Source organism: [Flexibacter] sp. ATCC 35208, from assembly GCF_001975825.1.
Taxonomy (GTDB): domain Bacteria; phylum Bacteroidota; class Bacteroidia; order Chitinophagales; family Chitinophagaceae; genus Chitinophaga.
This window is the reverse complement of record NZ_MTKN01000024.1, coordinates 95,660-110,126: the sequence shown is the minus strand read 5'-3', so window position 1 is coordinate 110,126 and position 14,467 is coordinate 95,660. Positions and strand designations below refer to the sequence as shown.

Annotated in this window: 12 protein-coding genes; 1 reads left to right on the top strand and 11 read right to left on the bottom strand. The window is 44.7% G+C overall.

Features of this window, described 5'->3' with window-relative positions:
* The first annotated feature begins 297 nt into the window (after positions 1-297).
* Complete coding sequence (locus BW716_RS16830) at positions 298-1,026, top strand: hypothetical protein (protein ID WP_143708880.1); 729 nt, start codon at positions 298-300, stop codon at positions 1,024-1,026.
* A gap of 109 nt (positions 1,027-1,135) precedes the next feature.
* Here the strand turns inward: BW716_RS16830 and BW716_RS16825 are convergent, their stop codons facing one another.
* The 11 genes from BW716_RS16825 to poxB all read right to left on the bottom strand — a co-directional run bounded on the left by BW716_RS16825 (position 1,136) and on the right by poxB (position 14,332).
* On the bottom strand, positions 1,136-1,420 hold the full coding sequence (locus tag BW716_RS16825) for a chaperone modulator CbpM (protein WP_072362329.1): 285 nt from the start codon (positions 1,418-1,420) through the stop codon (positions 1,136-1,138).
* 4 nt (positions 1,421-1,424) lie between these two features.
* The gene (locus tag BW716_RS16820; protein ID WP_083724022.1) at positions 1,425-2,345 is read right to left on the bottom strand and encodes a DnaJ C-terminal domain-containing protein; all 921 of its coding nucleotides are present in this window, start codon (positions 2,343-2,345) and stop codon (positions 1,425-1,427) included.
* A gap of 729 nt (positions 2,346-3,074) precedes the next feature.
* A complete protein-coding gene (locus tag BW716_RS16815) occupies positions 3,075-3,740 on the bottom strand; it encodes a response regulator transcription factor (RefSeq protein ID WP_083724020.1) in 666 nt (221 codons plus the stop codon).
* 58 nt (positions 3,741-3,798) lie between these two features.
* Positions 3,799-5,580, bottom strand: coding sequence for an ATP-binding protein (locus BW716_RS16810; protein ID WP_179091164.1), 1,782 nt, complete (start codon positions 5,578-5,580; stop codon positions 3,799-3,801).
* A gap of 46 nt (positions 5,581-5,626) precedes the next feature.
* Positions 5,627-6,334, bottom strand: a complete 708-nt coding sequence (urtE, locus tag BW716_RS16805) for an urea ABC transporter ATP-binding subunit UrtE (protein WP_083724016.1) — start codon at positions 6,332-6,334, stop codon at positions 5,627-5,629.
* Positions 6,331-7,086 (bottom strand): urea ABC transporter ATP-binding protein UrtD, encoded by a 756-nt coding sequence (gene urtD / locus BW716_RS16800; RefSeq protein WP_083724014.1) that lies wholly within the window; start codon positions 7,084-7,086, stop codon positions 6,331-6,333. Before urtD ends, urtE begins: the two co-directional genes overlap by 4 nt.
* A complete protein-coding gene (urtC, locus tag BW716_RS16795; RefSeq protein ID WP_083724012.1) occupies positions 7,077-8,114 on the bottom strand; it encodes an urea ABC transporter permease subunit UrtC in 1,038 nt (345 codons plus the stop codon). Before urtC ends, urtD begins: the two co-directional genes overlap by 10 nt.
* 26 nt (positions 8,115-8,140) lie before the next feature.
* Positions 8,141-9,757 (bottom strand): urea ABC transporter permease subunit UrtB, encoded by a 1,617-nt coding sequence (gene urtB / locus BW716_RS16790; protein ID WP_220388777.1) that lies wholly within the window; start codon positions 9,755-9,757, stop codon positions 8,141-8,143.
* A gap of 25 nt (positions 9,758-9,782) precedes the next feature.
* Positions 9,783-11,072: an urea ABC transporter substrate-binding protein gene (gene urtA / locus BW716_RS16785; RefSeq protein WP_083724010.1), complete on the bottom strand. Its 1,290-nt coding sequence runs from the start codon at positions 11,070-11,072 to the stop codon at positions 9,783-9,785.
* A gap of 33 nt (positions 11,073-11,105) precedes the next feature.
* A complete protein-coding gene (locus BW716_RS16780) occupies positions 11,106-12,380 on the bottom strand; it encodes a hypothetical protein (RefSeq protein ID WP_083724008.1) in 1,275 nt (424 codons plus the stop codon).
* Between the two features lie 227 nt (positions 12,381-12,607).
* Positions 12,608-14,332 (bottom strand): ubiquinone-dependent pyruvate dehydrogenase, encoded by a 1,725-nt coding sequence (gene poxB, locus BW716_RS16775; protein WP_083724006.1) that lies wholly within the window; start codon positions 14,330-14,332, stop codon positions 12,608-12,610.
* Between the last annotated feature and the right edge of the window lie 135 nt (positions 14,333-14,467).

The following is a 14,467-nucleotide window of genomic DNA, read 5'->3' as shown; positions in this document are numbered from 1 at the left end:
GGATGGTTGTGATTTAATGGTAAATGCGGTGATTGCTAAGGCTGAATGCTGATTATAGTACGGGTAGGACATCTTTGTGGATGCGAGGCTGGCAGGTATTGAATGGAAAAAGCAGTGATGCCTGCGGCTGAATGCTGATTATAGCACAGGCAGGACATCTTTATGGATGCGAGGCTGGCAGGTATTGAATGGAAAAAGTATTGATGCCAGCGGCTAAGTGCTGATTGATGATAACCTGGCCAGTAGCAACCATATGGATGCATTACTGAGCTACAATGATTGGAAAAAATTGCGACCATGCGTTTATTGTTATTACTATCCCTATGCGTGGCTTCTTTTCAGGATGGAGGTTTACTCCTGCGAAACTGGAAGTCACAACCTATCCCGAAGGACTCTACTACTTTGTCAAAGTATGAAAAGAGTGCTGTCGACTATGTCGTTTACATGAAATACGGAGAGGTGTATGCCACAAAAGATTTGATTGGTGCTAATCAATTATTACCTTTTTTAATCACGCCTACGCCAGAAGATTCAGGTAAACTGACAGGTAATCGTTCTGTTTTGAAAACCGATGATGGCTACTTGGTGGCTTTTTACAGGGCAGCAGGAGGAGGGAGTCTGTATAGGTTTGCCCCGAATGGCAAAAGCAAAAACAAATTAGCCGAACTACCGGTTATTAAATTGCTGGAAGGGGAAAATCACACCTATGGCGTTGTTGCTGACACTACACATGGTATTGTGAAAATATCAAAAGGGAAAGTAAAGCCGTTTAAAAAGCTTTCTGCTATGCCACTGGCGGCAGACTTAGATGAAGCAGGTAATATTATTGTCATTACAGAAAAGTCATTGTTGTCAATTGATAAGAATGGCGTATCGCATTCGTTGATAGAGAAAGGGTTTTGGAAAGGGTATTTGTTTCCGCGGTCATTGGTGGTATATCAGGGTAAGGTATATGTGGGGATGAGAAATGGGGTGCTTACTTATGAGTTGGGTACGAAGAAAACAGCATGGCTAATGGAAGAGTAAAGGGCCGTCCATAAAACTGGCTTGAGCCTAAGGAAGACTGCGTGACTATAAAAAAGGTAAATAACTGAAATAGAAAAAGCTACCGGGCACCCCGGTAGCTTTTTCTATTTCAATCCCCATCTTCATACAACCGTAACCGCATCCTGAGATTATGCATCTCCTGCTGCATGTCACGCACTCTCCCCAACAAATGCCTGATCACATCAATTCCTTCCGTATTCACGCCCATCTCATAATGCCAGCGTGTATAACTTTCCAGATCAGGCAACTGCTCTTCTTCTATAAAAGGTCCGTCAGTTGCAATGGTGAGTACAATTAATCCCTCATCTGCTAATGCATGTATAAAAGATGTATCGATATTATGAATCGTGCAATAATGCGTAATGGAAATCATGATACTAGTTTTTGGATGAAATATTAGCCAACTCACGGATCAGTTCTTTCTCTTTCTCACTCAGTCCAGTAGGTAATTTCACATTGTACGTGATGATAAGATCACCAGATTCCCCGTCCTTCTTGTAAATAGGGAACCCTTTACCTTTCAGTCTCACCTTCGTGCCACTCTGCGTTTCAGGTTTTACCTTCAGTTTTACTTTTCCATTCAAGGTATCAAATGTGATATCACCACCCAGCAATGCTGTATAAAGATCTACATCTACTGTAGCATACAGGTCATCACCAGAGCGTTTAAAGTTTTCATCATCCTCCACTATAAAGGTGATATAAAGATCCCCGGCGGGACCACCATTACCACCCGGTGCACCATGTCCTTTCAGTTTGATGACCTGGCCATTCGCTATACCCGCAGGAATAGTAATGCGCACGTTCTGGTCATTTACTTTCAGGGTGTGCTGATGCGTAGTCGCTGCTTCCCTTAAACCAAGATGTAACTCAGCCTGGTAATCCTGTCCACGATATTTACCACGTGTACGACCACCAGCACCTGCGCCGCCACCGCGACCAAAAAGTGATTCAAAGAAATCTGAGAAATGCTCTTCTGAGAAATTTCCGCCAAAGCCTTCAAAACCCGTTTGACCACCATAGGTGTAGCCCTGTTGCTGTTGTTGCTGCTTCGCATGTTCAAACTGCTCCGCATGACGCCAGTTTTCGCCGTACTCGTCGTATTTCTTACGCTTTTCAGGGTCGCTTAACACCTCGTTCGCTTCGTTGAGCTGTTGAAATTTCAGGTTCGCATCCTTGTCATTCGGATTCATGTCGGGGTGTAGCTTCCTCGCCAGCTTACGGTACGCTTTCTTGATATCATCTGCTGAAGCTGTCTTTGCCAGTCCCAGTACTTTATAATAATCTATAAAAGCCATATGTAATATTTGTTCTCTTGTGATAGTTATAACAAAAGTCAGTCCGGAATGGATGCAGGTGACGGAAAGTCCGGTTCGCTATAAAAACCTGACCAAATGACAAAAGCCGGAATATGAGTATTCCGGCCATTTCTTAAACCTACAACTGTTACACTGTTTTGTAACTGTTTATTTTTAATATGATGATGATCAATTTAGTAACACAAAAATAGGAAGGATAGGCAAGGGGGACAATGCACAAAACACGGAAAAAATTGTACAAATTGATCCTAACTATCCTAAAAAGCTCAAAACCGGTAGAGAATTCAATATTGCAGGATGCAAAACTGAATTCTCTACCGGTTTTATTAAAAGGAAATAAAACATTCATGAAAGAGGGAATTCACCAACGTGGGATGAAAACCATTTTCAGAAAAAAACATTCATGAAAGAGGGAATTCACCAACGTGGGATGAAAACCATTTTCAGAAAAAACATTCATGAAAGGGGGAATTCATCAACGGGGGATGAAAACCATTTTCAGCAAAAATATTCATGAAAGGGGGAATTCACCAACGGGGGATGGAAACCATTTTCAGGAAAAAGGTCAAATAAATGCAGGGGAAAAGGCTATAAGATCTTGTAGCTATAAAATGAAAAGGCAATAAGGTTATAAGATCAAAAGGCCGCAAGGTCATGAGGTCATAAGGTTATAAACCTATAAGACTATAAGGTCCGTGAACCAGACACCTACTCCTCCTTCAACAAATTCGCATTTCTGCAATACTCAATCACCTCTTCTATACTATTCACCTGAAACTTCCTCAGTATATTCATTCTATGCGCCTCTATCGTTCTAATACTCAATCCCAGGCTCTCTGCTATATCTTTATTGTTCAGCCCATTATTCACCATTCTGATGATCTGCTCCTCCCTTCTGGACAATGATATATCCGCTGCCTGCGGCCCGGGTTGTGCTGCACTCAGCCTCGCCGCCTGGTATTTCTTGACCAATACATCACTTACCTCTCCAATAAAATAGTACTTCCCATTATGTATCGTCCGGATCGCATTCAAAAAGATCTTATTGCTCGTATCTTTCAAAATATACCCACTCGCCCCCATCTCCAGCGCCGCCGCTACATAATCCGGTTCATCAAATAAACTAAAGAACAGGATATGCGTGCGCGGACTCGCCTTCAACAATGCCGTACTCGTTTCCAGACCATTGATACCCGGCATACGGATATCCATAATCACGACATCAGGTTGTGTACTGCTCAGTGCATGCAAAGCATCTTCGCCAGTACTGGCTTCTCCTGATACCTCCATATCCGGCTCACTGTTTATCAATTGTTTCAAGCCATTCCTGAAGATTTCATGATCGTCTACTAAAAATACCGAGATTTTATCCATGGGTGTAAAATGAGATTTCTAATTGTTTAATCGCGCTCAGGCGAAAAGTCCTTCAACCTTAAAATGAGATTTCCAGCTGTATATTTGTGCCCTTTCCGGGTTGTGATTGGATGCTAAGGGTTCCTCCCAGCAAGTCTGCCCGCTCCTTCATATTCCGCAACCCATTTATTTTCTTCACCTGCTCTCTCGAAAAGAAATGCTGACTGTCATAATAAAACCCTTTTCCATCATCATGGATCATCAGGTTCAGGAAATTCTCTTCCCTGTCTATATGCACATCCACCTGCGTAGCATGCGCATGTTTTATCGCATTGTTCAGCGCCTCCTGCAAGATGCGATATACGCCAATCTCCACTTCTCTTGGCAAAGGTTGTGACAGGTTACATTCTTCCAGACTAAACACCACATTGCGTGCCGTTTCTCTACAGGTTTTTATCAGTTCTTCTATCGCTGCACGTAGTCCGAAGTCCTCCAGCACACTAGGCAGGAGGTCAGAACAGATCCTTTTTGTCTCCGTAATAATACTAAACAGCAACCCATTCACTTTGGTGATCTCCGCATTGGGTGCTGGCAGTTTATCTTCCACCTGTTCCATCTTCATGCGCAGACTGGTCAGCATCTGACCAATCCCATCATGGATCTCTGCCGCTACCCGTTTCCGTTCTTTCTCCTGTCCGCTGATCATGGCATAACTACGGATCTTTTGCTCCATATCATGCCTGCGTAGTTTCTCTTCTGTCAGCTGGTGGATTTCCCGCTCTGTATTTTTACGTTTGGTAATGTCACTGCAAATTACCATATACTGATATAATCTGCCTGTGTTGTCAAAGACTGGTATCATCGTTACATCCAGCCAGAATCCCGTACCATCAGCGGCATGGTCAAAGATCTCTCCCTGCCATACTTCCATCTTGCGGGCGGGGTCATTCAGGTGATCGAAGTAATGGTGAAAAAGCGGTTTGCCACGCAACTCCGACATACTATATCGTGTTACATGGCAGTATTTATCATTGGCATAAATTATATGCCCTTCATGGTCTGTTTTTACAAGATAGGTCGCCCTGTCCAATGCATACGTCACTTCCCGCAACTCATTATGGGATTGCTCCATCAGCTTATTGGCCTCCTGTAGCTGATCCGCAAGTTGTTTGGAAGTTTCTTCGGATGCGATCAACCCCTTAATCACTTTCCGGATCCGCATGGATAGCGGGTAAAAGATCACCGCCGCCTCTATCAGCAGTGTGCACAATACCAATGTCAGCATCAGGAATTCCACCTGTTTTAACTTCCGTACCCGCTCTTTCGAAAACCGGTCATAGTCAAATACAATCAGCTCCATCCCCAGTAAATAGGACTTTTCATATGCCAGAATAGTCTGTACATAAGGATGGATCACCGCCGTATCCACAGGTTTATCGCTGCTCAATATCAAGCTCATTGCTGAAGCCGCCTTCCAGATCTCCTGGTGCGGCGTCCGGATGATGTCGAACATCTGTTTCAGCTCATCCTGGTCATTAGCAGGCAAATTCAGGAAATTACTACCACTTTGCAGCCCTTCGTGCGACTTCTGCCATTGCATGAAGGTATTGGTAAACTCCTTGCGGTTCGTTTCAATATCCTGCCCTGATTCGATCAGGAGTGCCAGTTTGCTCAGCGTCTGACTGTAGGTACGTAGTCGTGCGGCAAAGTTGATCACGTGTGAATCGTGCATCTGGTGGCTCAATGCCTGCTGAATTCCGATCTGGCTCACGATGGAGAGCACGGCCAGCGTAGTGAGCGCTACCGCATACATAGCAGTGAAAAATTTAAATACCCGGCGGTCTTCTGAGATACGATGCATATAGCTATGAAGATAGCAAAATTCTGTCCTGCCTGGTAGACTTTTATTATACCGCGATATGCCTTTCCAGTGAAGCAAAGTCCATTTCCTCCGCACTGCCATGATTTATCATTTTGCCTCTGTCCATAAAATAATAATAGTCGCTCACCTGTCTGGCGAAGTCAATCTTCTGCTCCACCAATAGTACGGAGATCCCTTTTTCCTGTACCAGTCGTTGCAGAATATGCCCGATTTCCTGTGCTATACTGGGTTGTATGCCCTCAGTCGGTTCATCCAGCAGCAGGAGGGAAGGCCGGCTTACCAGTGCCCTGGCAATGGCCAGCTGTTGCTGTTGCCCTCCACTTAGGTTCCCGCCAGCTCTCTTCCTGAAATCTTTCAGGATAGGGAAGAGGTGGTAAATTTCTTCCTCCTGGATACCTGCTTTTCGATCGGGGGCTGCTTCAAGACCTAGTAAAAGATTTTCGTATACGGTGAGTTTTGGGATGATTTCCCTTCCTTGTGGTACGTAGGCGATCCCTGCTTTGGCTTTGCCGGCAGGTCCGAGGGGAGTAAGGTCCCTGTCTTTAAAGATAATGCGACCTTCACGGGCAGTGATCACACCCATAATTGTTTTTAAGAGAGTGGTTTTACCCACGCCATTTCTGCCCATTACCGTCGTTACCGCACCAGCCTTTACATCCAGACTGGTACCCCACAAGATGGTACTCTGACCATAAGCGGCCACTACGCTTTGTACCTGTAAGATCTGACTCATAGATTTTCAAGTTGAGTATTGTTACGCCCCAGGTAGCAGTCTATTACACGCTGATCATTTCTGATGTCGTTAAAACTCCCTTCTACCAGCAACTTCCCTCTTTCCAATACTGTTACCCTTTCCCGGGCAATCTGTTGAACGAATTTCATATCATGTTCTATCACGATGATGCCGTGATTGTTAGAGAGCTCGAGTAGTAGTTCGCCTGTTTTGTAAGTTTCTTCATCACTCATGCCTGCAGCAGGTTCGTCAATCAGTAATAACTTTGGATCCTGCAGGACCACGATACCGATTTCCAGCCATTGCTTTTGTCCGTGAGACAATGCGCCGGCGATGGAAGAAAGTACTTTTGTAAGCCCGATCTTTTCTGCTACTTCATGAATGCGTGCTTTCAAGAGCTGCGATGGTCTGAAAAACAAAGAAGAAAGAATATCCTTCTTCATTTTTGCCGCCAGCAATAAATTGTCGTAAACCGTGAGTCCCGGAAATATCGATGGCTGCTGGAATTTACGGCCTATGCCCAGTCTGGCGATGCTTACTTCTGTCATGCCTGCAATGGGTTTGTGATTGAACAAAACTTCGCCTGTATCTGGTTTTGTTCTGCCACAAAGAATATCCAGAAAGGTACTTTTGCCAGCGCCGTTAGGGCCGATGATCACACGTAATTCTTTGTCCCGCAGACTAAACTGGCTGAGTGATAAAGCATGCACACCACCAAAGGATACTGCCAGGTTATTTACACTTAATAGCATGGTTCTTTTCTTTTAGTCAGGGTATCGATCAATCCTACAAAGCCTTTGTCAAAGAATAATACCGTGATCACAAACAGGAAGCCCAGTATATATAACCATGAATCGGGGAATAAACTGGTACAGATGCTATACAGGAAATTTACAAGTAAAGCACCGGCTATAGCGCCTTTCAGTTTGCCACGGCCACCGAGGGCTACCCACATTACCATCTCTACAGATGCTTTTACATCCATGCGACCGGGGGTGATAATACCCGTTTGAGGGGCATAGAGCATACCACCCACAGCCGCCAGCAGTGCAGCGATGACGAAGACCGCCAGTTTATAATCCATGACTTTGTATGCTGTAAAACTTACCCTGGATTCACTGTCGCGGATAGCTTGTAATACCTTTCCGAATTTGGATTGGGTCATTTTATTACAGGCAAAATAGGCGACGCATAAAAGCAGTAAGGATACTAAGTATAATCCCAGTTTTACATAAGGGCTGGATAGCGGTAATCCTATCAAAGTTCTGAAATCAGTCAATCCATTCGTACCTCCCAAACCTGTTTCATTGCGCAGGAATAACAACCACATAGCCAATGCCAATGCCTGTGTAATGATGGCCATGTATACGCCTTTGATCCTGCTACGGAACAATACATACCCTGTGATGAAAGCAAAGAGAGAGGGGATGATCAGACATAAGATCAATGTCAGTCCCAAAGACTGAAACGGTACCCAAAAGAAAGGAAGTGATTCTACCTTGTTCCATACCATAAATTCTGGTAGAGAAGCACCGGCAGTTTTCAATAGCATATGCATCGCAATGCCATAACTACCTAAACAAAAAAACAATGCCTGACACATAGATAGAATACCGGTATAGCCCCAGATCAGGTCAATGCCCAATGCTGCAATGGCAAAACAAAAATACCGGCCCCACAATGATATTGTATTGATAGAAACCAGTCCCATCAGGTGTCCTGCCGGCAAAAGCAGGGCGAAGATAGCGATGAAGAGCAGGTAATAAATTTTCTTTTCCATAAAATTATTCTTCTGATAAAGCCATTTCAATCCTCTGCCAATCTCCCTTTATAAGGAAACAGGCCTTTCGGTTTGTACTGCATAAACAACATGATGAACAAGAGGATGCATACCTTTCCATACACTGCCTGGAAAAAGGCTTCTAATATTTTCGTAAAGAATCCAATTCCTAACCCTGACACAATCGTTCCTACAATTTTGCCAACACCACCCGTCACTACCACGAGGAATGAATCTACGATATACGTTTGCCCCATATCAGGTACTACATTTCCAATCAACGTCATCGCACAACCGGCTATACCGGCTAGCCCTGAGCCAAAGAAGAAGGTCAGTGCGGCTACTCTTTTTGTATCAATACCAAGGCATGCACTCATACCCCTGTTTTGTGTCACCGCTCTGATCTGTAGTCCCAGTCTGGTTTTGTATAGCATAAAATAAGTGAGCGCCACAATCAGAGTAGTCAAACCGATAATGAAAATGCGGTTATATGGTAATACAAGATGAGGTGATACGGCCAATCCTCCTGATAAAAAAGCAGGTGTTTTCACTGCTGTCAAATCACCAAACAGGGATCTTGCTGTTTGAATTAAAATCAAACTCACGCCCCATGTAGCCAGGAGACTTTCCAGGGGCCGTGCGTAGAGATGCCTCACCACCAGTCTTTCCAGTAAAAGCCCCAAAAGACCTGCTACCAGGAAAGACAGGGGGAGGGAAATGATAAAGAGCAGGTCAGTGTAAGGTACCTTCAGTACGTCTGTAAATAATGTTTGAATACAATAAGTGGTATAGGCGCCAATCATAAGGAACTCTCCATGGGCCATATTGATAATGCCGGCAAGGCCATAGACAATCGATAAGCCAAGGGCGATAAGGATCAGGATACTTCCCAAACTTAATCCACTAAAGAGGTTTTGTACTTTTTGCAGGTAGTCATACCTGCGTTCTAATTCTACTGCTTTTTTAGCAGCATAAGCAGCCTGTGGTTTGTTGGTTTTTGCATATTCGGAAAGGAAAACCGGGGCATTATCGCCCCAGTTTTCTGCCAGACTGTCAATGTATAATTTGGCAATACTGGCATCAGCAGTCGTATTCAATTCAAGGTAGTACAAGATGTCTTTACCTGCGCGTAAGGCATCTTTATTGCTTTCCCGTGCAAGTGCCATCCGTAACAAATCTAAACGGTTGGGGGCATGACTGTCTTTCAGCTGGCCATATGCGAGCATTCTTTTCGCAGGCTCAGGGTTGAAAATTTCCAGCATGGGTAGTATACCGTTGAGCAACAGCCTGTCAGAGCGGTTGATCTCTACTACCGTTAACGCATCAATGGAGGTGTGAAGCGGTTGACCATTCGTGTTGACCAACAATTCGTTTTTCGGATATAAAGAATATATTTCGTAGGTCGCAGACGCCGTTTTTTCTCCGGTGGTTACGGCCTGATTATTTAATAGATACAATTTTTTATTGTTAATCGCACTCAGCAGGGGAAACGTTGCCGGGTCCTGCCTGGCAATAATCTGATTGATTGCGTAGGTCTTTTGTGTATCGTGTAATATCTGTGATACGAATATGGTCGTGCTATCGGTAGCAGCCATCGCCCACTGCGTCCAAAACACAAGGGCTGCTATGAGCAATTTTTTCATGATTCCGGTTGTTAAATACGATCTACTATTTGGTATAAGTTCCCTTATGGTTCACCCAGTCACAATCTTTATCAGGAGATGTCAAGGGCGACCATGGTTGCGGGCTTACCAGATTGTCCGTCTTTGAAATAATATCGAACTGTCCATCCGGTTTGATCTCTCCAATCATAACCGGCTTTGCCAGATGGTGATTGCCTGCATCCATTTTTACTTTTCCATCAGGAGAATCAAACTCCAATCCTGACAAGGCAGCTCTTACTTTACTGACATCAAAAGATCCTGCTTTCTCTGCCGCTCTTGCCCACAGATACACACCAGTATACGCCCAGCAAATAGGATCATCAGTTACTCTTTTATTTCCGCCAGGCAGGCCTTTTTTCTCACAAAAAGCTTTGAATGCGTCTACGAATTTTTTATTCTCAGGTGAATCGTTTGACTGGAAGTAATTCCACGCTGCCAGATGACCTACTAAGAACTCAGTATCCATGGAACGTAGTTCATCTTCCGCTACAGAAAATGCCATTATCGGGCAAGTGGCTGAAGACAATCCCTGATTGGCAAACTCCTTATAAAAAGGCACGTTGCTATCGCCATTGATTGTAGACAACACACAGGCCTTTCCATCTGCCGCAAAGCGTTTGATCTTAGATACGATGGTCTGATAATCCTGGTGATGGAAGGGAGTGTATTCTTCAATGATATTTTCTTTAGGTACGCCTTTAGACAACAAATAAGCTTTCAGAATTTTATTGGCCGTACGGGGAAATACATAGTCTGTTCCTAAGAGATAAAATTTCTTATATCCGCCACCTTTCTCACTCATCAGGTATTCTGCCGCAGGGATCAATTGCTGATTGGGCGTAGCTCCGGTATAGATCACATTATTAGAACACTCTTCTCCCTCATACTGCACAGGGTAAAAAAGCAATCCATTATTTTCTTCAAACACCGGTAGTACTGATTTACGGGACACAGAGGTCCAGCAACCAAACACCGCAGATACTTTTTTATCGATCAATAGTTCCTTTGCTTTTTCAGCAAAGAGGTCCCAGTCAGAAGCCGGATCTACGATCACTGGTTCGATCTTTTTACCCAGCACACCACCAGTAGCATTGATCTCGTCCACTGCCATCTGCACGGCATCGCGCAGCGATACCTCAGAAATAGCCATGGTGCCACTCAGCGAATGCAATACCCCGATCTTCACCGTCTCACCATTGTCACTTGTATTTTCACTGGTTTTGGTCGCATTGTTATGACAGGAAGCAAATGCGGCCAATAAGAAACAAAAGAATAAGAAGCGCGTTGTTTTCATATGTGTAATTACATGTAGGGTAAATAAAGTGGATCAGAATATAAAGAACTGCACCTGCAGCCATACCTGTCCGAATGTCTTATTAGCATAGCCGGTGGATTCCAATACATTGTAGGAGCGGGTGGTATACGATAAACGTAGGTTGGTGCCCGTACCATTATAGAAGTAATTGAGTCCTCCGCCTAAAACATAGCTAGAATTAGTTTGGTCGAAATCATACGTTGTGGCGCCGCTTGTTTGCACTTGCTGAGAAATGATGTGTTGATTTTCAAATCTCACCCATGGTTGTAGTTTCGGCTCCTTAAAATAATACCCTAATTCGAGAAATTGTACGGTTTGTCTCGGAATCATTCTGGCAAATGAATATTTCGAAATCGTGTCCGTACCTCCCGTCATGTATTGAAAAGCGGCATTGAGTGTCAGGGAGCCTGCCTGTCCCAATGGTTTGTCTACAAATACATCGGTGCTTAGGTTGTAATAAGATCCTTGTGCATCAAACCCCGCACCCCAGGTAAATGTTTTGCCGTTTCCTAATTTTGTGCCGGCATAATAATAATCCTTGTCCGGTTCCAGAAAACTATAAGCTACTCTGCCAACTGTACGCAAAGGAGCTTTGCCATCTGTATTCCTGCCTGTGAATACCCCAAGGCGGTATTCCAGTTTGTCTTTAGCGAGGAATCCGCGGGCATTGACACCAAGGTCACGGCCAAAGTTCCCGCTCAGTGGACTGGTGGCAAAGAGGTTGTAAGGGTACTGGAAGAAGGTGAAATCGTTCGCCATCAAACCGGCAGCGCCCTGTAACCCATTCCTGTTGTTGGAGACCAGTTGCATACCAGCCACCAGCTGAAAGGCATTTGAGAAATCGTACTCATACTGGCAATCCAGCAGGATAGGGGATACTTTTACATTTTTGTTGCCGGTCGTCAGCTGTACCCCAATGGCTGATGGCAGGTCTGTTTCCATAAAAAAGCTCCCTTTTTTAGAGAGTTGTCCGCCTACGAGTACACGGGCGCGATACAGGGTGAAGCTTTTGCTCCAGTCTTTGGCAGCCGGATCGGCGGTTGGGCTACCAAATCCATCCTGCTCTGCGCCGGCGAACATGTGCACAATGGCGCCCACCTGGATACTGGGCTTGAAAGGGGCAGTTTCACTGCCGGTTACTTCGTTAGCTGTGTCCTTGTTAATAGATGCAGGTAGTTCCTTTAGCAGCTGACTCTTCCTCTTCTTCCTGGGTGGGTTTTCTTCCGCTCGGGCAACATGAGCACATACAATGAAGATAATTAGCAAAGTGGTAGGGAAGAATTTCATAAACACATTTTTATAAAATTAATATTACACTTAAGTAGATGTTTGGTTGAATTTTCGGTATTACTTAAGTATAAAATTAATATTTAGTTTGGTTTATGCAAGTTTTTTTGAGGTTTTGGGCTTTAAAAATGGATATAATGCTGATTGATATGTTGTATATAATTTATTTTAATGCAAAGAGGTGACTACTTAAGTAGTCACCTCTTTATCCTTTTATAAGATGTTTGTTATTCTTTTTGTAAGAAGTTTGTTTTCAATGTATCCCAGACTTCACCTCCTTTTCCGTTCCAAACCTGTTTCATCATATAGATGCCGAACCCTTTCGCCTGCTTTACATCTATCTTCGGTGGCATGACCAGTGCGGAAGAATTAACGACCACATCCACCAGTACGGGGCCATCATGCATAAGGGCCTCGTCAATAGCTCCCGGTAGTGCTGCAGGATCTTCGACCCTGATCCCTTTCATGCCAATGGCAGCAGCCATTTTTGCAAAGTTGGGGTTCTTCAGGTCGGTGGCGTATGGGGGCATGCCTGCCACTTTCATTTCCATGGCTACAAATCCCAGTGAGCTATTATTATAGATAACAATCTTCACAGGCAGGTTATATTGAAGAATGGTGAGGATATCGCCCATGAGCATCGCAAATCCTCCATCGCCGGACATAGAGATGACCTGTCTTCCGGGGTATTCTAATTGGGCACCAATTGCCTGTGGCATCGCACTCGCCATAGACCCATGATTAAAAGAGCCAATGAGTCTGCGATCCTTTGTCATATCAACATATCTCGCTGCCCACACGGTAGGTTCCCCTACATCACATGTAAAAATGGCATCCGGATCTGCTGCGGCACTCAGTACCGTGGTCAGGTATTCCGGATGAATGGGGGTATTGGTACTGCTGGCATGTGTCGACAACTCCTTTTTACTATTTATATAATTATTGAGAGATTGTTCCAGGTGGCTGCGGTCATCTTTTTGCTCAATCAGTGGCAGCAGGGCGGCGAGGGTTTCTTTTATTGTGCCAACGAGGCCAAGGTCCAGTTTACAACGCCGGCCCAATCTCTCAGGACGCAGGTCTATCTGTACTATTTTAGATTTTGTAGGGTACCAGTTGGTATATGGGAAGTCAGTACCCAGTAATAATAAAAGGTCGCTATCTTCCATGGCATGATAGCCGGAGGCAAATCCAATCAACCCGGTCATACCTACATCATAGGGGTTATCGTAGGCCACGTGTTCTTTACCCCTAAGTGCATGTACCATGGGCGATAAGGTCTTCGCTCCAAAGTTGATCAGTTCATCATGGGCACCTGCGCAACCGCTTCCACATAATAAGGTAATTTTCTTCGCAGTATTGATCATGCCTGCCAGCAGATCCAGGTCTGCGTCATGAGGGCGGACAGCCGGTAAACGTTGCATGAGCGTGTGTTCCAGGGAATCGTCTTCTATTTCTTCCAGCGCTACATCACCTGAGATTGCAATGACAGCCACGCCTCGTTGGCCAACGGCATTTTGCATCGCGATCTGCAATACCCTTGGCATTTGCCGGGCTGAAGAAATCGTTTCGCAGTAGTGGCTACATTCTTTGAACAGCAGTTCGGGGTGGGTTTCCTGAAAGTACCCTGTACCTATTTCCATGCTTGGAATATGTGCGGCGATGGCCAACACCGGGGCCATGCTTCTATGACAATCGTACAACCCATTGATGAGGTGCAGATTGCCGGGGCCACAACTTCCGGCACAAACGGCGAGGGTACCTGTCAATTGTGCTTCGGCACCTGCCGCAAATGCTGCTGCTTCTTCGTGTCGGTAATGGATCCATTCTATATTTCCCTGTTTCCTGATTTCATCGACGAAGCCGTTCAGACTATCGCCTACTACGCCATGTACACGCTTTACACCGGCCTTTGCAAGCTGTGCAACGAGTTGGGCTGCTATTGTCTTTGCCATGTATTTTAAGTTTTTATTAGGGACGCAAATTTGTTGCCAGCAGGGGGTAGTGTGTGGATTTTGTCAACAATAAGAGGGAATTATACGAGTTATGCAATTTCAGGTTTGTTGTGAGTTGGGGATAGGAGGCGGATT